The following is a 19,387-nucleotide window of genomic DNA, read 5'->3' as shown; positions in this document are numbered from 1 at the left end:
ATGAATAGTCAACTCGTATCTTCTGCACGCGTCACGCTATTGTTAACAGTGCGCAACCACCCTGGGGTCATGTCCCATATCTGTGGTTTATTTGCCCGCCGCGCCTTTAACGTTGACGGGATATTGTGTATGCCGCTGGCTGGCGGAGAAGAGAGCCGTATTTGGTTGCAGGTATTAGATGATCAGCGTTTGCAGCAAATGATAAGCCAACTGGAAAAACTCGAAGACGTGCTTCAGGTTTGCCGTTTTGACTCAGAAATGCCTATTTTTGATCAAGTTGAAGACTTAGTCGCTCATCAGCGGTAATAGCGCATTCGCATTTCTCCATACTGGCCGGCGCAACGGCGGGTATGGAGAAAATAATAAGGGCGGTATCGACAATATATCGTTAATCGCCCTTACTTCATGAAATTGCGTTAAATTATGCCAACAATAATTTTTGTAATTCGGCCAGTGAACTGACTTGATAACGTGGTGCAATATTATCATCCACCACTGCGCCACTGGTATTAAGCCAGCAAGTATCAATACCTGCATTGATACCACCCTGAATATCCGAATGGAGGTTATCTCCCACCATCAAAATATTTTCTTTCGCCGGGTTATTCATTAAATTGAATGCATGCTCAAATATAGCAACATCGGGTTTAGCCACACCGACTTGCTCCGAGATAATCAGCGGAGAAAAAATATTTTTTAACCCAGTTCTCTCTAATCGGATGGTCTGCAATTCGGTGAAACCATTAGTAATGATGCCCATATTCACTTTACCGCTTAATGCATCGACTAACTCACGCGCGCCAGGTAATAGTGAACAGATATCGGCCATAGCAATTAAAAACTCACTGTTCAGGCGAGTTGCCGTCACACCCAGCTTTTCAGCCCACATTTCAAAACGTGTGCTTTGTAATTCGGCTGCCGATATTTTACCGTCCTGATAATCAACCCAGAGTGGCTTGTTAACCAACTGATAATGGTCGAAATCTTGTACGGAGAAATCCACATTAAAGCGCGAGAACATCAGCTTTAGCCCTTGATAAGCATCAAAGTGGAATAGAGTTTCATCCGCATCGAACAGTATCCATTGGTATTTCATTACTATTGTCTCTCTGACTTTTGGCATTATTAGGCGCGCTATGGTAGCGAGTATTGCGGCCTAGCTCAAGCCAGGCGTATTTTAGATACTGTTCATAACAACAGCGCAGCGGATATATCGCGATCTATCGTGATAGTGGCATCACCGGTAATTAACGGGGTATCAAACGCAGCTAATACCTTACGGTTAATTTCAACCAGCGCGTCTTCAAGTTTAACTTCCATATCAGCGGCGATATCCACCAATTTTTCGCGTTGCCAAGAATCACGTGAAATCAATAATTTTAAGAATGTCACCAGGCTATCAGCCAAATTAGCTGTAATTGCGGCCATCGAACGCGGATTAATTACTTCCGTGGTTTGCACCGCAGCCGTTTGCGTAACAAACAGATCCTCAAGTAATGTTACCAACTCCTGGCTTTCTTTTTTCAACAGATTAACGCGTTCAACATCAGTCACTATATCAATAGCCGCCGACGGTAGACTTAATGTCATTGGCGTTGCACGGCTATCAAGATCGGCATAAACCAATTTACTGTCCAGACCAAAACGTTTATATACCCGTTCAAGGAACTTCACTTCTGGTGGTGTAATAGTGCCTTCGACCTGAAGCAAGTGAGCCAGGAACCGCGCTATAATTCGGCGATTTTCCAGTGAAAGCGGCTCTAAGTTATTTTTCAGCGCCAGCAGTGTATTACTTTTCCGAATACCTGGTTGCAAATAGGCCTTTAGGCGCATCCGTTGACCGGGGCTCAGGAAGCCCCAGGCATCAATGTGTCGGGTCAATATTAGCGATTCAGGTTCACCGATACTTCCATCAAACATCACCGCAGCACAGGCAAGTTCGACAGTCAGCATCGTGACACGGTAGGTATCAAAGGTTGCCGACTCCGCAACCAGCGATTCAATAGGAAACAATGCAACAGCATCTTGTAATATAGGGGTGCGATTATCTGCCCGGACATCAGGCTCAATACCCACTTGCAAAGAAGCTAATGCATAAGTTAATGCCATAACATGGCTGCGCGATAAGCGCTCTAATGGCTTGACGCCACAGGCCGTACTGAGTTGAAGAAACAGTTCACCCAATGTGACCATCAATAACCCGTAACCGACCCGGGCTTTGATATTCGCTAATTCAGTTTTTAATGCCACAGACCACAATGCCTCCGGCATTAATAACTGCCCTTCCAGTGACATTTTTTTCTTCGGATTAACACTGGCAAAGCGGTTATAAATATCAAGCTCTTGTTGGCATGCTTCAAATATAGCTCGCAGCTTATCGCGATGCGCTTTACACACAGCAACATTGGGCAGATCGGCAATTTGTTGGAAGAACTGTTGCCCCATCAAACCCGCTGACGCTGGGCGATAGAATATTTGCAACTTGGTTTTATTAACTGGTAATAAAAATCCGTCGCCATACTGCTCCTGATAACGCTGACAGAACAGAGTGGCAAAAACATCCGCACAATGTGCCATGGAGATATTTTGGTTAATTGCCGGGTCAGCCTCTCCCCATGCGAGTGCCCATTGTGCCGGTAGTGGCTTCTGATCAAGGGCTAATTGCCCCAACCCAACCAATAAAGCTAGCGGCAGTTCAGTTGAAGCTTCGCGAGTTGCCGGCGGCGCAGAGAGATAGAGTTTCTCATCTATATTCACTCGGGAGATATAAACTAATAAATTCTGTGCATAATGATTAAATGCGTTATTTTTCCTATAAATATTTAGCAGGCGATTAATTTCAGCCTCAATAATAGGAAGTTCTTTCTTTGCTATTGGGTCGATAGCTGCATCAATGAGTACGCGATGCTCTAAGCCATAGAAAAATAAGAAAACATAGCCAATATCTGCGGTGGGAGATTTGCGCCCTTCAGCTAACCACTGTAAATACCCTCTTCTCGCTTCAGGCGAACAAGTCGAGTAATCCGGTGCACTATCAATAAGCGGTAACGAGATATCTATTTCTACTGTCGCGACATCCATTGATGGGTTAATAAATGCTGGCTCTGCACCGGTGCGGTTACTTTTGTATTTATTACCAATATAAATCATACCATCGGGTAAGTTTATTCCGGCAACCACCGCCAACTCCCCAGGGCGTAGCCATGATGCACGAGCTAAAGAACCCCGCGATACATCAGGCTGTTTTTCCTTGGTTTTTTTTGCTTCATCAGCCGCGGGTTTCTTATTGACTTCATCCGGAGCAATGGTTTGTTCTGATTCCAATTGCGCAGGAGCTATTTGATAATCGCCCAGATCCGGAACCGCCGCGGTTTTTTGCATGTCAGTATTAATCGACGGGATTGCGGGCCGCTTGGTTCCTCTGAGATTCTGCCAGACAAAAAACAGGCATAAGATAGCCGCACTCAGTGCAATCCACGCCTCTCTTGGGATCCCGGTCATCAGCCCTAAGGCAACGATCAGTAGGACAACCCAGACGGTACCAGTAGATTTTCTCTTAGCCACGATGGTTTATATGCCCCTATCTTAAAATAATAATTTTTATTCTGCCTTTAAGGGCAATTTTTAATAAATAACTCGTCTTACAGATACTCTTTACATAAATTAAGCGCTGTAAAAACCACAGAGGTATCCTGTAAATTGCACTTAAGTCCAATTTATAGGTTAAATAATAAGTCGTATTTTATTTTAATAATGGCCCGTCCGGCAGAAAGCGTACCCAAACGGTCATAAACCAATTATGCCAGTTCATTATGCATTCAGCTAGCAAAGATATTTATACTTCACTCCCTTCCCCATAGCTAAACTCAATCTGACGGTAACGTTTTATTATTATTCTGGTTGCAAATAATCCTATATGGTTAGATGTTGCAACCAACTGACATTTAGCACCATTGTGGGGACATATGCAGAAACTCGCTGAGATAATTGATATGACTGCCCATCCGATCAACGACCCGGCATTCATTGCACAAGCCAAAAGTACCTTAGAAACCTACGGTGCCTTGGTTTTATCTAATTTTCTATTACCACCGGCCCTGAATAGTATTAAGCAAGAAGGTATTGAGCATAAGCATTCGGCTTACTACGCGGCTAACCAACACAATGTTTATCTGACCAAAACTGATCCGGAGTTTGCCGCTGATCACCCACGGAATCGGTTGGTTACCTCATCAAAAGGCTGTATTACCGATGAGGAGATTCCCGTAGGTTCTGCACTACGAACACTCTATGGCGCTATTGATTTTCAGGGTTTTCTCTGTGCCGTCTTAGGCGAAGAACGGCTCTATCCCTATGCCGATTCTCTTTCTTCGATTAATTTACACTACGCCAGCCAAGATCAGGAATTAGGCTGGCACTTTGATAATTCATCATTTGCCATCACCTTATTAATACAAAAACCGCAGGCGGGTGGCGTGTTTGAATATATTGAAGAGATGAGGGATGCCGATAAAGGTGAGATGAATTACTCCGGAGTCGAAGCACTATTAAACCACCAAATCGCGCCCAAAACATTGCACATTGAACCGGGGGATTTAGTCCTATTCCGCGGCAGAAATGCCATTCATCGCGTGACGCCGACGCAGGGTTATATCACCCGAATGCTGGTGGTTTTAGCTTATAATGCACAGCCCGATATTTCGTTATCTGAAAGCGCCAGAATGACGTTTTATGGCCGACTTTAGTTTTTAGCGGTGAAAACAGGTAGATCGTAAAGGCGCTGTACTTCTTTTGTTAAAACAAGCATCTCTGGGGGCTCGAGCCGAGCCCTCCCTGGCGCGGACGCTTTACTCTTCTACCTGTCCTCACCTTGCAAGATCGAGTCGTTGGGGTTTGTCAGCAGTGAGCTTCCCTGCCCGCCTAGAAAACAACCGGCATTAAACCCCCCCAGTGGTTACACTAAAATGGCGGGTTTCGCCCGGTGATAACATCTGCAAAGTGCCCTTTTCTTTTGCGGCTAAATAACCTTCAGGGCGACAGGTCGCCGGTAAAATAAAAGCAGCCACTTTCTGATCGCCATTATGCAATATCCAGCGAGTAGCATAATTAAACTGCTTAGTTGAAAAACGTGTTACAAATCGATGTCCTTGCGGAGCCAGCATAAAGAACTCGGCATTATCAATATATTGTGAAAGATCATCGGCAAAGAAAACAATTTCCGGATCATAAAACTCAGGCTCATTTAAATCAGTGAGTCCCGCGGGGCGTTCCCGTAATTGCTGTGTGTATTGCAGCCATTGCGGTGTTGGATGAACATGTGCGGGCACAGTCTCACGTAGTTTTAGGGCTGAGCCAGGTAAATTTTGTCGGAAAGTGGCCCCTGGAATATAAGCGTAATTCATATGACACATATACTGGAGAGGCATAGCGATACTGGCTAAGTTTGTGACATTCATTTCAATATCGAATTGTGCACTATCCGCTGTCAACCGAACTAATGGTTGAGCACAATAGTGGTCACCAAAACCTTTTACATATTCCACACTACCCGTCAGTGCCAGTCGATCACCATCAATAAGTAACCAGGCTTGATCCATGTCGGCGCATGGCATTTCGCCATGTAATACATGATCGTCCTCAGGTGATGGGCAACCATTGCGCAGCAGACCTGAATGGAAAGCGAAACAACCGTAAGTATCGACAATATTCTCCCCCCGTTTAGGCTGAGAAAACATGTTATCCATTTTCAGATTGTGACCATCAAATTCTGCATCCCAAATCATCTGGCCGTAATAAGGTAACAGAGTTACATAACCTCGTGAGTTGGTAATTTTTAACGCTTCAATACCTGATGCATATTTAAAACTGCTCACAGTAAAATTATCGCTGTGATAAATTTCCTGCTCATGACGGCTGAATTGTTCACGAAATAGCATTATTTTGGCGGTCATTTATGATTACTCCCCGGTTAATTAGGATTCATTATTTGCCAATGTTGCCGCATTGACCCGCTGCTTATTACGCAGTTCACCCCAAAAATAGAAACCTACATAAACAAAGCACAATAATGAGACAACGAAAGCATGCTGCATTGACCCCAAATGGTCAGAGACAAAGCCTTGCAATGCCGGTACGACAGCGGCACCCACAATTGACATGACAATAATGGCCCCAGCAACTTCGGTATATTTATTATCCACGGTATCCAGAGTGCCAGCATAAATAGTCGCCCAGCAAGGCCCGAACAGGACACTGACAAATACCGCCGCATAAACTGCAGTAAAGTTAGGCACACAGACCACATATAACAGGGTCAACGCCCCTAAGATGGAATAGGCGATTAATACTTTCTCCGCTTTAAAACGAGTCATCAGGAAGTTGGCAACAAACTTACCAATAAAGAAGCAGATAAAGCTGTAAATCATGAAGTTTGATGCATCTCGCTCATTAGCAGCGCCCAGATTCAACGCTAAGCGAATAGTAAAGGACCATACCGCAACCTGCATTCCCACATAGAGGAACTGCGCCATAATGCCTTTTTTGAAGCGACTGTTTCCTGCCAGATATTTCAGTGTTTCTTTTAATGAAGGTTGAGCCACTTTTTTATTATTGTCACCTTGCGGTTTGCAATGAGGATAACGGGTAATGACAAAAAGTAGCATGACCAATAACAGGACAAAAATCAGATATTTATAAGGCTCTAATGTGTGTTCTAACATGCTGAGGCGGAATTCATGAATCTGTTCTGGCGTCATTGATGCCATTTGATTCTGTAAACTGTCGCCTTCCTGGAATACCAGATATTTCCCTAACACGATCCCCATCAATGCGCCAATGGGATAAAACGTCTGGCTGATATTAAGCCGCAACGTCGCATAATCTTTATGACCAATCATTGAACTGTAGGTATTCGCAGCTGTTTCAAGGAAACTTAACCCAATAGCAATGGCGAAGATAGCCGCCAGAAACATCGTATAGGTTGCCATATGTGAGGCCGGATAAAACAGAGTACAGCCCACAATATAAAGTGTTAGCCCAATCAATATAGCGACTTTATAACTGCTTTTTTTAATCACTAATGATGCAGGAATTGCAATCAGAAAATAACCACCATAAAAAGCACTTTGTACCAGTGCACTGGCAAAATCGCTAAGTGCAAAAACGCTTTTAAATTGGGTAATTAAAATATCATTCAGACTGGCTGCGCATCCCCAAAGAGGGAATAAACAGGAAAGCAAAATAAACTGGAATAATGGTGTTTTATTTAAATAGCCATCGGGCAGTTGAACGGTATTAAGGCGCATTTTATTTTCCTTGGTGTAGGGTCTTTAAAAAATCAATAAATTGCGACGCGTCAGGGTAAGAACGTTGCGTTCCTTTGCCGGTGACACTGTATGCAGCAAAAGCAGATGCCATTTCCATGGCTTTTAATACATCGCCATGCAAGACATATTCATGAGCAAAACACCCAATGAAAGCATCTCCCGCACCGCTGGTGTCTATGGCATGAACACTGACCGGTGGGACATGATGAATTTCTTCGCCATGCATCCATAACGAGCCACGATGCCCCAAAGTAATAATCAGATTATGTAGGCCTTTATCCAACAAACTACGCCCTGCCCGATAGATATTATCCAGACTGTCTACTGGCATTCCGGTCAGAATGGCCAGTTCTGTTTCATTTGGCATAAAGAATTCGCATTGGCAGGCGTAGCCGATATCCAATGCTTTGGAGGCTGGAGCCGGATTAAGAATAACTTTAATATTATTCTGTCTCGCAAAATCAATGGCTGCGTAAACAGTTTCCAGCGGGATCTCGAGTTGTAAGATAATCAGTTGGCAGGTTTTTAAGACATCTGCGGCGGCGTCAACATCTGCTGGTAATAGATGGTTGTTGGCACCTTTAATAATCAAAATGCGATTTTGTGACGATTTATCGACAAAAATCGGGGCCACTCCACTGGAAGTTCCGGCTACCGCTTTAACATGTTGGGTATCCACCCCCGCTTGTTGCAAATTTCTAATGGTATTTTCAGCAAAAAGATCATCACCTACCCGGGTAACCATCATGACATTGGCGCCTAATCTGGCCGCTGCGACCGCTTGATTTGCCCCCTTCCCCCCGCACCCGATTTCAAAATCTGGTGCTTCTAATGTTTCCCCGACTTGTGGCATGTCATCAATGTAGGTAATCAGATCAACCATGTTCGAGCCAATGACTGCAATATCCATTGTCCATTCCTCTATGCTATTTTTTATCATTCAATGTTATTTCAATAACATTAACAGGGAATAAATGTTATGTATGTGACAATGATCGCATCAATGAAAGTGAGGCCTGCCGAGTTACGGCCTTAACCAGAGAAAAGTAATGTTATAATTATAACAACTGGTAAGCGGTAGTAATGTAAATGAAGGTTCGCTAGTGGTGCGGAAAATTGAGGTAACGTTTAGAAATGAAAAATCCCGGCCACTACTGCACCGGGATTCTCAACAACAAGTTCGGATATTTATTTAATCGCCATGGCATCGCGCATGGTAAAGAACAGGTCAGTTTGGTCTGTCAGACCAACAACATTCGCAGCATGTGGGCCGTAAGCGGCAATGCGCAATTGTGTACCGGTATGCCCTTGAGAATCATCTTCTGAGTTGCCATAACTGATAGCCATTATTGCGCCATCTTTGGTGGTTAGAGCTTGGGTCAGGCCCGGAGCTTTGGCATCAGCCTCAATAATTTGACTGGAATGAGCATGGTCTGCGGTCACGATAACCAGTGTGTTGCCATCTGCGCGGGCAAATTCCAATGCTTTTTGCACTGCTTCGTCCAAATCGACGGTTTCACCAAACTGGCCGCAAGGATTAGCCGCGTGGTCTTGTTTATCGATTGATGCCCCTTCGACTTGTAAGAAGAAGCCATTTTTGTTGGTTTTGAGCAGGTCAATGGCCTTTTCGGTCATGACGGCCAAGGTTGGCGTACCCTGAGTTCGCTCAGCGTTGTTTTCACAAACTACAGGCGGCTTATCTATATTGCCGTGATAAGAGGCTTTTGGCCCCTGCCAACGTACCGGCATGTTGCCAGAACTGAATAACCCCAACAGGGGTTTTTGTTGGTCTGCTTGTTTGATGGCATTCAAATCATCCAGGTTTTCGACAATTACATAACCGCGAGCCAGTGCCTGATCACGCAAAGATTTATCTTTCCATTCACCCGCTTTAGCCAACTGGCTGAATGACTTTGAGCCGCCGCCCAAGGTGACATCGGCACGTCCTTCAATCATTTGCTCAGTGATGGAACCACGGCCTCCATTCTCCAGCGCATTAGTACTGCACTTCTCACTGGTTTCTTCCGGGCCATAACATTTGCGGCCAGTAACATGAGCAAATTGTGCCGCAGGCGTTGCATCTTGCAGTTCAGCTGTTGAAACGTTGCCAGTCGCTTTACCTGCTTTTTTAGCCAATTCCAACAGGGTGACGTGATCTTTCCCGAACACATCGACACCCAGAGCGCCATTATAGGTTTTTACACCTGAAGACCATGCAGTAGCCGATGCGGCCGAGTCAGTCACATAATCTGGTTTCTGTGTTTTCTTATCTAATGAATAGTGCGTGTATTGTCCGGTCAGCGGCAATGCATCAATCCCTTTGAAGAAACCACCCGCGCCCATAGCATAGTTACGTGCCGAGGTTATCTCTGAGTCACCCATCCCATCACCAATCAGTAAAATGACATTTTTTACCGTTTTGTTGGACAGCGAATCACGAAGAGCCTGAGTTTGGTCTTCAGTTAAACGGCGAGCACCACCAAATTGAGTGACATCACCGTGGGCGCTGCGATCGTATAAACCGGTGGCGGCGGCAATAGCATTAGGGGCGAACAGAGAGCTGCTCAGTATCAGGGTGGATAACGCTATGCCGGACAAAGTGGATACGCGGTTCTGCATCAGTAGAGTTCCTTGTTGTAAAACAGTAATACAATTTGTATTGATTGGTTACAACGGATACTAGAACAGGCGAATGACGCTTTTATGACAGCCCACACTTTTATGGCAGCTCAATTAATTATTATTTCTTATCTTTCAGGAGAGTTCCCTGGCCCCACTGCGCCTTCGCACAATAGTGTTAAATCAGCCCACCGTTAGCACGCAACACTTGCCCATTGATCCAGCCGCCGTCTTTTCCGACCAAAAATGCCACAGCCGCTGCAATGTCCTCTGGTGTACCCAATCTTTCTAAGGGTGCCATTTTCGCCATTTTTTCAATCAGCTCAGCGGATTTTCCGTTAAGGAAAAGATCCGTCGCGGTCGGCCCTGGTGCCACAGCATTGACAGTAATATCGCGGCCTCGCAACTCTTTTGCCAGTATTGCCGTCATCGTTTCAACCGCAGCCTTGGTGGCAGCATAAACAGCATACTTTTCCAACTTTAAGCCCACAACACTGGTTGAGAAATTAACAATTCGGCCGCCATTTCTGAGCCGTTTCGCCGCTTCTCGCATTCCGTTGAAGCTCCCTTTCAGGTTAATGGCAATTTGGCGGTCAAAATGTTCATCGTCGCTGTCGGCAACCGTGCTGAGTGACATAATACCGGCATTATTGACCAACACATCAACCCCACCGAAGGCGGTTTCAGCTTTGGTAAACAATTGAGCCACAGCGGCAGGATCGCTAATATCGCCTTTGGCACTCAATGCATTGCCGCCTGCCTGTTGAATTTTACGCACTAAGGCTTCGGCTTCATCATCAGCCCGAGAGTAATTGATTAAGACGGTGTAGCCATCCTGAGCCAAACGCTCGGCTATTGCTGCACCAATACCCCGTGATGCACCGGTAACAATCGCGACCTGCTGAATGGTATTTGTCATAATATTATCCTGAATGCGAGTTTCATCGTCTGTCTTGGTTCACGGGCAGCTCCTAACGTCTAAAAGACAAGCACCAACCCGCTTAAATCGGTAGACAAAGCATGCCACTTTTACTGCTGCGGATAATGACTTATTTTTCGACAACACTATCCCAAAAAAGCCAACAATGATGCAATAAACAGCCGAACTGTTCAGGTCCGACTGCTTGTCTCACTTTATTGGTCTTTCTCAACGGATTGATAGATATCTATATCAAAATAGCCATCAGCCCTGCCGTCATTGAGGTAAACCTCGTAGCACGCCCCTTCGGTTGGACGATAGCCACTTTGTGGCAGATGCTGGTTATATAATTCCCCCCAAGCTTTGGCGTAATCATCATCTGATACACGAGTGTGGTACACCGCATACAAACCAGCGGAAATCACTTGTAGTTGCAGATGATCACTGAGCTCTGGCGGCAAGACATAATCATCCGCAACAGATAATGAGACATCAGCTCGCAACTCAGCCGGTGGATTGGTTTCAGGGTTATCCCAGTAGAGCACTAACCAATCTTTTCCCGGAATTTGGTATTGGGTATAAAGTGATGATAGTTGGTCAAAACCTTTTGGGATGGTTTCGTGATAAGGCCCGACGACTCGGATACTCACAATCTGTTGTGGTTGTTTTTCAATTATCTTAAATGCCATATCGCTACCTCGACTTAATGGTTTCAATAAAATTAAGTGACTCAAGATACAATACTGTTTATTTATACAGTATAGCGGCATTTTATGACTTTTGATTAATTTTCAACCTGGATTTGTGAACCACTTCGCAAAAAATCATCCGCCAGCTCAAGTTGAAGATGACTGAATACGGTGATCCCGTGGCGGCGCAATAAGGCCGTTGTTACGCCCTGTCCAGTGCGTTGGGTGCCATTAAAATGGCCATCATAAATACGGCTGCTACCGCATGACGGGCTACCCTCAGTGAGAATGGCCAAGGTGCACTGATGTTTTTGGGCCAACGCTAATGCCTGGTAAGCCCCTTGCAGAAATTCCCGGCTGACATCATTGCCCCATTGTTCAATCACCCGGGCCTGACCTTGTAATACCGCCTCACCATTACCTTGCTGAATTTCAGCAGGAGGCCGAGGTACTGGCATTCCAGCAGCCAGTTCAGGACATACCATGACCAACCGCCCTTCATCCTGCCAGCGCTGAATAATTTCATGATGGACAGACAGGGCACTGCCATTATAACGAACAGGTTTGCCCATCAAACAGGCACTGATCAGGATACGCGCGGGTTTGGGTTCCACAAGATTATCAACCTTAAAGTTGTGTGATAAATAATTAGTTATAAAATAAAAATAACTATAGCCACCGATAATAACTAATTAATAGTGGCCAGTCATAAACCCAGAAAAATAATTGGCGCAAAACAGATTTTTCTTGGGTCGCTAAATAGGTGACAAGGTTATATACCCTAGATAATTCGAGTTGCAGGAAGGCGGCAAGCGAGATACAAATCGGTCGGGAACCGATTTGTACAGCATTTATGCTGCCCGCAGGGTGAGCCTCAGGGATGAGGCTCATTAATCCCGATGAGCTTACATAAGTCAGTGATTCGGGTTATTGAGTGTAGCCAACACCCCTGCAGCTTGAAGTATGACGGGTATAGGCGGATAACACTTGCGGTAACAACCTTGCCAGCCGCCTGGCCCATTCCTCCTGCCCGTTCTCATCAGTAATAAGATCTTGTCGAATCTCAATACCAACATAAGGTAACTGCCGCTGCTCGGCATGGAATGGCAAAGTGAAATCTGTTGCATCCGTCATCGCATAAGGTTCATTGATCCCCACATCTAAAACATCTTCATGCTGCAAAAATGACACTAATTGCAGCGCAAACTCGGGGTTGCGGTGAAATAAAGTGCCAATTTGCCAAGGCCGAGAAATATTTTTAAATGATGGTGTAAAACTGTGCATGGAAATAATGACACTAGGCTGGCCACTATCACGGCGCTGATTAAGCGTCTGTGTAATCAAATCATGATATGGCTGAAATACCTCTGCTCGACGAGCTTGAGCCTCTTCCACTGTGACACCGATATTACGCGGGATCCGTGTGTTTTCAGAGATTTCAGGGATAGAACTGGCGATACCAGGGGTACGATTGCAATCAATAACTAAACGCGAATAACGCTGATGAATTAATGTGGCATCTAAATACTGGCTAAGTAACTGCGCGGTGGCTAATGAGCCAATATCCCAACCAATGTGACGATCAATTTCTCCTGCTGGTAATCCTAAATCCCCGAGTTGAGCTGGAATACGCTGCCCGGCATGGTCTGCCAATAAGATAAAAGGCGAATGGCTCTCAGCTCGTTCGATAGCCGCAGCTGGCGGTTCGTTCTCACGTAATAAAGGATGCGAGGTGAAATTGGACATGAATTGAATACCTGATATGAATTGATTTCGTAAATAACAGACTTTTATCCTAGCGGTTTACACTGACTTCGCCCACCCCGACCTTATACCTAAACTTCATGGTTTATGCGATTAACGCCGCAATAAAAGCAGGTTTTTGCTTTTCAGCCCTGATAGTCATCTATTGATGTTATTTTCATGTAATAATCGCCAGCAAAGTTTTTAAGCCAACAATTCGCTCAACCAGTGGCAGCAACGTCGTGGAGAACTATGGAAACGTTTTTGATTGATAGAATGGCAACCCCTCAGGGTGAACTGTTGTTAATTGCAGACGAAGAGCACCGACTACGCGCCATTGATTGGACCGATCACTACGAACGCCTGATGAAGCTGCTACGTAATCATTACGGCGCAAATACTTTTAGCCTGGTGGAACAGCGCAATCCAGGTGGATTGAGTGACAGCATGCAACGCTATTTTTCCGGCGAACTGAATATTATTGATAATTTACCGGTTAAAACCGCGGGTACCGATTTTCAGCGTCAAGTTTGGCAACAACTGCGTAAAATCCCTTGTGGTGAGACCATTACTTATGGCGAATTAGCAAAACGCATTAACCGCCCCACCGCTTCCAGAGCGGTTGGGATGGCCAACGGCTTAAACCCCATATCGATTGTTGTGCCTTGTCATAGGGTGATTGGGCAGCAAGGTGCATTGACCGGTTATGCGGGAGGCGTAGAACGAAAACGCTGGCTATTAATGCACGAGGGCTATCTTTTAGCGCGCTAACTATTGTTGCTCTTATCAGAAGCAAGAAAAGATGTTAAAATTGACGCATATCAATATTAATGGGAATACCCTATGATCCCGGAAAAACGAATAATCCGACGTATTCAGTCTGGCGGTTGTGCAATCCATTGTCAGGATTGCAGTATCAGTCAGCTCTGTATTCCTTTTACTTTGAATGAAAATGAGCTGGATCAGCTCGATAATATCATTGAAAGAAAAAAACCTATTCAGAAAGGACAGGCGCTGTTTAAAGCAGGTGATGAGCTAAAATCCCTGTACGCCATCCGTTCCGGGACCATTAAAAGTTACACCATTACCGAAGAAGGTGATGAGCAAATTACCGGCTTCCATCTGGCAGGCGATTTAGTCGGTTTTGATGCTATTAGTAATTTGCAACATCCCAGCTTTGCGCAAGCTCTCGAAACCTCAATGGTTTGCGAAATCCCGTTTGATACCTTAGATGACTTATCCGGTAAAATGCCAAATCTGCGCCAACAGATGATGCGCCTGATGAGTGGCGAGATTAAAGGTGATCAAGACATGATTTTGCTGCTTTCTAAAAAGAATGCAGAAGAGCGTTTGGCCGCGTTTATTTATAATCTCTCGCGCCGCTTTGCTCAACGTGGCTTCTCACCACGTGAATTCCGCCTCACTATGACGCGGGGTGATATTGGCAACTATTTAGGCCTGACGGTAGAAACCATCAGCCGTTTATTGGGGCGTTTCCAGAAAAGCGATATTCTGAGTGTGAAAGGTAAATACATCACTATCGAGAATACCGAAGCACTGGCTCAACTGGCGGGTAACCCAAAACCAAGCTGTAATTAATATTATTGCCCTATGACGTCAGTAAATGGGTAGGCGGGGATATGTACCGGAGGTGTGTAGCGGCGCGAGCCGAACGGTATAACTGCCCCGCCACTTTCTGACTCACAAAATGTGATTTATCAGTCCCCCTCCTACCTATATAATTTATCTGGTTTGTGCTCTCACCTGTTCTCTTTCACTTTCATGGTTTACTCTTTAACTAACATACTGTTAATTCACGGTTGTAAGGAGACTCTATGGCAAAGTATCAGAATATTCTGGTTGCTATTGACCCCAATCAGGATGATCAGCCTGCATTAAGGCGTGCAGTTTATCTTGTACGGCGTAATGGCGGCACAATTAAAGCATTTTTGGCTATTTACGACTTGTCCTATGACATGACCACTCTACTGTCGCCTGATGAGCGCACCGCAATGCGCAAAGGGGTTATCAGCCAACGTTCAGCATGGATAAGTGAACAGTGTCGATTTTATCTTGATGAAGGGATACCGATTGAAATCAAAGTGGTATGGCACAATCGGCCCTACGAAGCCATTATTCAGGAAGTCCTGAAATTTAAGCATGATTTATTGCTCAAAATGGCACATCAGCACGACCGCCTCGAATCAATTATCTTCACCCCCACTGACTGGCATTTATTGCGTAAATGCCCATGCCCGGTGTGGATGGTCAAAGACCAACCTTGGCCGGAAAATGGTACTGCACTGGTTGCCGTCAATCTCTCAAGTGAAGACCCACTGCATGACCCACTTAATCTGCGTTTAGTTAACGAAACCAGAGAGCTCGCCGAAAATCTCAACCAAACACCGGTGCACTTGATTAGCGCCTATCCGGTTACCCCGATTAACATTGCCATTGAATTACCTGATTTTGATCCGAGCGTCTATAACGATGCTATTCGTGGCCAACATTTGGTCGCGATGAAAGCATTGCGCCAGCAATTTGGTATTGATGAGAAATTCACTCATGTCGAAAAAGGGTTGCCGGAAGAAGTTATTCCTGATCTGGCGGAACATTTACGGGCTGGGGTGGTGGTTCTGGGTACTTTGGGGCGTACGGGGCTATCTGCTGCCTTTATCGGAAATACCACGGAGCATGTGATCGATCATCTGAAATGTGATTTGTTAGCCATTAAACCTGAAGGTTTTAACTGCCCAGTGGAAAGCAATGAAGATTCTGAGGATGGAGAATAACCGCTTCACAAGCTATTCGTGATTAGAGCAAAAGAAAGGCCACCTCGGTGGCCTTCAGACTGCTGACAAACCCCAACGGCTCGATCTTGCAAGGTGAATACAGGCCGTCCGCGCCAGGGATGCTTGTTTTAACAAAAGAAGTACGGCGTCTTTACGATCTGCCTGTTTCACCTCTACGGGCACTTTGTCATTAACCTCAGGGCCACCTTAGTGGCCCTGAATCAATACCCTGCCGCCATTACAATGCGCGTAAAATAGCTTCCACGCTATCTTTAGCATCACCAAATAACATCTGAGTATTGTCTTTGAAGAACAAGGGGTTTTGAACTCCAGCATAACCGGTGTTCATTGAACGTTTGAAAGCAATAACACTTTGCGCTTTCCATACTTCCAGCACAGGCATACCGGCAATCGGGCTGCGAGGATCTTCAAGTGCTGCCGGGTTTACGGTGTCATTAGCGCCAATCACCAGCACTACATCAGTGCTTGGGAAGTCATCATTGATTTCGTCCATCTCCAGCACCACGTCGTAAGGCACTTTAGCTTCAGCCAATAACACGTTCATATGGCCTGGCAAGCGCCCTGCTACTGGGTGAATACCAAAGCGTACTTTGATCCCACGAGCCTGGAGTTTTGCTGTGATTTCAGCAACTGGATACTGTGCCTGCGCAACCGCCATACCATAACCAGGGGTGATGATGACAGAGCTGGCATTTTTCAGCAGTTCAGCCACTTCCTCAGCATTGGTTTCACGATACTCACCCATTTCTTCAGCATCACCGGTAGAAGAACCATCGGTACCAAAGCCACCGGCAATCACGCTGATGAACGAACGATTCATCGCTTTACACATGATGTACGACAGAATCGCACCAGAAGAACCGACTAACGCACCGGTCACAATCAGCAAATCGTTGCTCAGCATGAAACCGGCCGCCGCCGCCGCCCAACCTGAATAGGAGTTCAACATTGAAACGACAACCGGCATATCAGCACCACCAATAGATGCAACCAAATGCCAGCCGAAGGCTAAAGCAATCACGGTCATCAATAATAGTGCGACCACTTGCAGCGCCACGCTATCTGTTTTGACAAACATAATCATCAGCAGGAATGAAACAACCAGCGCGACCAGGTTCAGTTTATGGCGTTGTGGCAGCATCAGCGGTTTGGATGAGATAATCCCGCGTAATTTACCGAAGGCAACAATAGAACCGGTAAATGTCACCGCACCGATAAATATACCCAAGAACACTTCAGTCAGATGGATATTCACCATCACTGCGTCCATGACCACCGGGCCATGATCCAGATAGCTGTTAAAGCCAACCAGAACTGCCGCCAGACCGACGAAGCTGTGCAAGATGGCAACCAGTTCCGGCATTTCGGTCATTTCGACTTTCTTCGCCAGATAAATACCAATTGCCCCACCAATTACCATCGCGATGATAATCCAGGCAACGTTACCTGAGTCTGGCCCCAGAATGGTCGCAATAAGCGCGATGGCCATACCGGTCACACCGAAAGTGTTACCTTGTTTGGATGTTTCGTGGCGCGACAGCCCAGCCAAACTGAAAATAAATAAAATCGCAGCAACTATGTACGCAGCTGTAACGAGACCACTAGACATCAGTTACCCCTTCATTTTTGTATAACGTTGTCTTTATAAACATTGTTGTTTTTATAAACATTGTTTTATCCACTCAGCTTTATCAACTTGCGCTTTAGGCAAGTTCGGCCTCATCGAAACCTAGTTTTTACGGAACATTTTCAGCATGCGTTGGGTGACGGTAAAACCACCAAAAATGTTGATGCTGGCGATCAAAACAGCAATAAAGGATAAGAAACTCACCCAGCCACCATGACCAATCTGCAACAATGCGCCAACGACAATAATGCCGGAAATAGCGTTGGTGACTGACATCAGCGGTGTATGCAGCGCATGGCTGACGTTCCACACCACGTAATATCCCACCACACACGCCAGTGCAAAGACCGTAAAGTGAGATAAAAACTCTTTCGGTGCCACATTGGCCAACCAACCAAATAGCACAATAGCCAGTGCCATAATGATGTATTTAGGCCAAGGTGAGGAAGGTTTAGCATCTTCTTTGGCAATCGGTGCAGCTTTCGCCGCCTGAGGCTGTGCTGATACTTGAATTGGCGGTGCCGGCCAGGTGACTTCACCGGTTTTGACCACGGTAACACCGCGAATCACGGTATCTTCGAAATCAATGTCAATCTCACCATTTTTCTCTTTGCAGAGTAATTTCAGCAAGTTAACCAAGTTAGTACCATAAAGCTGGGATGACTGTGTTGGCAAGCGACTTGGCAAATCGGTGTAACCAATGATTTTCACGCCATTTTCAGTCACCGTCACTTTGTCGGCCACTGTCAATTCACAGTTGCCGCCAGTCTGTGCTGCCAGATCGACAATCACACTGCCCGACTTCATTGAAGCAACCATCTCTTTAGTGATCAACCGTGGCGCGGGTTTACCCGGAATCAACGCGGTGGTCACAATGATATCCACTTCAGCCGCTTGCGCTGCAAATAGCGCCATTTCGGCTTTGATAAACGCTTCAGACATGACTTTGGCGTAACCATCGCCACTGCCAGCCTCTTCTTCGAAATCGAGTTCAAGGAATTCAGCGCCCATACTCTGGACTTGTTCTTTCACTTCCGGACGGGTATCGAAAGCGCGAACAATAGCGCCCAAGCTCCCTGCCGCACCGATAGCGGCCAACCCAGCAACACCGGCGCCGATAATCATCACTTTAGCTGGGGGAACTTTACCCGCAGCCGTGATTTGTCCGGTAAAGAAACGGCCAAATTCATGTGCAGCTTCAACAATAGCGCGATAGCCAGCAATGTTAGCCATTGAGCTAAGAGCATCCATTGATTGCGCGCGAGAAATACGTGGCACAGAATCCATTGCCAATACAGTCACTTGACGCTCTGCCAACTTTTGCAGTAATTCCGGGTTCTGAGCCGGCCAGATAAAGCTGACCAAAGTGCTCCCCGCACGCATCAGGGTAATTTCTTCTTCAAGTGGGGCATTCACTTTGAGGATAAGGTCGGATTGCCACACATCGGTGGTATCCGTAATGGTGGCACCCGCATCCTGGTACGCCGCATCGTCAAAACTGGCTAAATGGCCAGCTCCGCTTTCAATCGCCACGGTGAAACCCAGTTTCAGCAATTGTTCTACCGTTTTCGGCGTTGCTGCAACACGGGCTTCATTGGCCAACCGCTCTCTTGGTACACCAATACGCATAATGTTCCCTTTTTTACCTGTCT

Annotated in this window: 17 protein-coding genes; 5 read left to right on the top strand and 12 right to left on the bottom strand. The window is 45.8% G+C overall.

Going from position 1 to position 19,387, the window contains the following annotated elements; all coding sequences use genetic code 11:
- A complete protein-coding gene (gene ilvN / locus FGL26_RS04925; protein WP_005169693.1) occupies nt 1–306 on the top strand; it encodes an acetolactate synthase small subunit in 306 nt (101 codons plus the stop codon).
- A 115-nt stretch (nt 307–421) separates the two neighbouring features.
- On the opposite strand, the gene yjjG is transcribed toward ilvN, so the two are convergent.
- The gene (gene yjjG, locus FGL26_RS04920; RefSeq protein WP_005169692.1) at nt 422–1,096 is read right to left on the bottom strand and encodes a pyrimidine 5'-nucleotidase; all 675 of its coding nucleotides are present in this window, start codon (nt 1,094–1,096) and stop codon (nt 422–424) included.
- A 92-nt stretch (nt 1,097–1,188) separates the two neighbouring features.
- Nucleotides 1,189–3,564: a tellurite resistance TerB family protein gene (locus tag FGL26_RS04915; RefSeq protein WP_005169691.1), complete on the bottom strand. Its 2,376-nt coding sequence runs from the start codon at nt 3,562–3,564 to the stop codon at nt 1,189–1,191.
- A gap of 401 nt (nt 3,565–3,965) precedes the next feature.
- Here FGL26_RS04915 and FGL26_RS04910 point away from each other — a divergent pair, with 401 nt between their 5' ends.
- Nucleotides 3,966–4,745, top strand: a complete 780-nt coding sequence (locus tag FGL26_RS04910) for a HalD/BesD family halogenase (protein WP_005169690.1) — start codon at nt 3,966–3,968, stop codon at nt 4,743–4,745.
- Nucleotides 4,746–4,937: 192 nt separating this feature from the next.
- On the opposite strand, the gene FGL26_RS04905 is transcribed toward FGL26_RS04910, so the two are convergent.
- The 8 genes from FGL26_RS04905 to FGL26_RS04870 all read right to left on the bottom strand — a co-directional run bounded on the left by FGL26_RS04905 (nt 4,938) and on the right by FGL26_RS04870 (nt 13,298).
- Nucleotides 4,938–5,951 (bottom strand): aldose 1-epimerase family protein, encoded by a 1,014-nt coding sequence (locus FGL26_RS04905; RefSeq protein WP_005169688.1) that lies wholly within the window; start codon nt 5,949–5,951, stop codon nt 4,938–4,940.
- Between the two features lie 21 nt (nt 5,952–5,972).
- On the bottom strand, nt 5,973–7,304 hold the full coding sequence (gene fucP, locus FGL26_RS04900; protein ID WP_005169686.1) for an L-fucose:H+ symporter permease: 1,332 nt from the start codon (nt 7,302–7,304) through the stop codon (nt 5,973–5,975).
- A 1-nt stretch (nt 7,305) separates the two neighbouring features.
- On the bottom strand, nt 7,306–8,235 hold the full coding sequence (gene rbsK / locus FGL26_RS04895; protein ID WP_005169684.1) for a ribokinase: 930 nt from the start codon (nt 8,233–8,235) through the stop codon (nt 7,306–7,308).
- Nucleotides 8,236–8,513: 278 nt separating this feature from the next.
- Nucleotides 8,514–9,944 (bottom strand): alkaline phosphatase, encoded by a 1,431-nt coding sequence (gene phoA, locus FGL26_RS04890; protein ID WP_005169683.1) that lies wholly within the window; start codon nt 9,942–9,944, stop codon nt 8,514–8,516.
- A 178-nt stretch (nt 9,945–10,122) separates the two neighbouring features.
- Nucleotides 10,123–10,863 carry an SDR family oxidoreductase gene (locus FGL26_RS04885; RefSeq protein ID WP_005169681.1) on the bottom strand — a complete coding sequence of 247 codons (741 nt, stop codon included), beginning with the start codon at nt 10,861–10,863 and terminating at the stop codon, nt 10,123–10,125.
- Between the two features lie 215 nt (nt 10,864–11,078).
- Entirely contained in the window at nt 11,079–11,552 is a 474-nt protein-coding gene (gene sbmC / locus FGL26_RS04880; protein WP_005169678.1) for a DNA gyrase inhibitor SbmC, read from the bottom strand.
- A gap of 95 nt (nt 11,553–11,647) precedes the next feature.
- Nucleotides 11,648–12,166, bottom strand: a complete 519-nt coding sequence (locus FGL26_RS04875) for a 2-thiouracil desulfurase family protein (protein WP_005169676.1) — start codon at nt 12,164–12,166, stop codon at nt 11,648–11,650.
- A 313-nt stretch (nt 12,167–12,479) separates the two neighbouring features.
- A complete protein-coding gene (locus FGL26_RS04870; protein WP_005169674.1) occupies nt 12,480–13,298 on the bottom strand; it encodes an N-formylglutamate amidohydrolase in 819 nt (272 codons plus the stop codon).
- A gap of 249 nt (nt 13,299–13,547) precedes the next feature.
- Here FGL26_RS04870 and ogt point away from each other — a divergent pair, with 249 nt between their 5' ends.
- From ogt to uspE, 3 genes are all read left to right on the top strand, one after another.
- Nucleotides 13,548–14,066 (top strand): methylated-DNA--[protein]-cysteine S-methyltransferase, encoded by a 519-nt coding sequence (ogt, locus tag FGL26_RS04865; RefSeq protein ID WP_005169671.1) that lies wholly within the window; start codon nt 13,548–13,550, stop codon nt 14,064–14,066.
- Between the two features lie 72 nt (nt 14,067–14,138).
- Nucleotides 14,139–14,894 (top strand): fumarate/nitrate reduction transcriptional regulator Fnr, encoded by a 756-nt coding sequence (gene fnr, locus FGL26_RS04860; RefSeq protein WP_005160911.1) that lies wholly within the window; start codon nt 14,139–14,141, stop codon nt 14,892–14,894.
- A gap of 236 nt (nt 14,895–15,130) precedes the next feature.
- On the top strand, nt 15,131–16,087 hold the full coding sequence (gene uspE, locus FGL26_RS04855) for a universal stress protein UspE (RefSeq protein ID WP_005169669.1): 957 nt from the start codon (nt 15,131–15,133) through the stop codon (nt 16,085–16,087).
- A 238-nt stretch (nt 16,088–16,325) separates the two neighbouring features.
- Here uspE and pntB read toward each other — a convergent pair whose 3' ends face one another.
- On the bottom strand, nt 16,326–17,717 hold the full coding sequence (gene pntB, locus FGL26_RS04850; protein WP_005169667.1) for a Re/Si-specific NAD(P)(+) transhydrogenase subunit beta: 1,392 nt from the start codon (nt 17,715–17,717) through the stop codon (nt 16,326–16,328).
- 120 nt (nt 17,718–17,837) lie between these two features.
- Nucleotides 17,838–19,364 carry a Re/Si-specific NAD(P)(+) transhydrogenase subunit alpha gene (pntA, locus tag FGL26_RS04845; RefSeq protein WP_005169665.1) on the bottom strand — a complete coding sequence of 509 codons (1,527 nt, stop codon included), beginning with the start codon at nt 19,362–19,364 and terminating at the stop codon, nt 17,838–17,840.
- Nucleotides 19,365–19,387 lie beyond the last annotated feature (23 nt).

Origin of the sequence: Yersinia enterocolitica subsp. enterocolitica (genome assembly GCF_901472495.1) — a bacterium.
Taxonomy (GTDB): domain Bacteria; phylum Pseudomonadota; class Gammaproteobacteria; order Enterobacterales; family Enterobacteriaceae; genus Yersinia; species Yersinia enterocolitica.
The sequence above is the reverse complement of the archived record's forward strand: the minus strand, read 5'-3'. Positions and strand labels throughout refer to the sequence as shown.

Coding starts and splice junctions, on each gene's coding strand:
- ilvN (WP_005169693.1), top strand. CDS start 1: ATGAATAGTCAACTCGTATCTTCTGCACGCGTCACGCTATTGTTAACA.
- yjjG (WP_005169692.1), bottom strand. CDS start 1,096: ATGAAATACCAATGGATACTGTTCGATGCGGATGAAACTCTATTCCAC.
- FGL26_RS04910 (WP_005169690.1), top strand. CDS start 3,966: ATGCAGAAACTCGCTGAGATAATTGATATGACTGCCCATCCGATCAAC.
- FGL26_RS04905 (WP_005169688.1), bottom strand. CDS start 5,951: ATGACCGCCAAAATAATGCTATTTCGTGAACAATTCAGCCGTCATGAG.
- fucP (WP_005169686.1), bottom strand. CDS start 7,304: ATGCGCCTTAATACCGTTCAACTGCCCGATGGCTATTTAAATAAAACA.
- rbsK (WP_005169684.1), bottom strand. CDS start 8,235: ATGGATATTGCAGTCATTGGCTCGAACATGGTTGATCTGATTACCTAC.
- phoA (WP_005169683.1), bottom strand. CDS start 9,944: ATGCAGAACCGCGTATCCACTTTGTCCGGCATAGCGTTATCCACCCTG.
- FGL26_RS04885 (WP_005169681.1), bottom strand. CDS start 10,863: ATGACAAATACCATTCAGCAGGTCGCGATTGTTACCGGTGCATCACGG.
- sbmC (WP_005169678.1), bottom strand. CDS start 11,552: ATGGCATTTAAGATAATTGAAAAACAACCACAACAGATTGTGAGTATC.
- FGL26_RS04870 (WP_005169674.1), bottom strand. CDS start 13,298: ATGTCCAATTTCACCTCGCATCCTTTATTACGTGAGAACGAACCGCCA.
- ogt (WP_005169671.1), top strand. CDS start 13,548: ATGGAAACGTTTTTGATTGATAGAATGGCAACCCCTCAGGGTGAACTG.
- fnr (WP_005160911.1), top strand. CDS start 14,139: ATGATCCCGGAAAAACGAATAATCCGACGTATTCAGTCTGGCGGTTGT.
- uspE (WP_005169669.1), top strand. CDS start 15,131: ATGGCAAAGTATCAGAATATTCTGGTTGCTATTGACCCCAATCAGGAT.
- pntB (WP_005169667.1), bottom strand. CDS start 17,717: ATGTCTAGTGGTCTCGTTACAGCTGCGTACATAGTTGCTGCGATTTTA.
- pntA (WP_005169665.1), bottom strand. CDS start 19,364: ATGCGTATTGGTGTACCAAGAGAGCGGTTGGCCAATGAAGCCCGTGTT.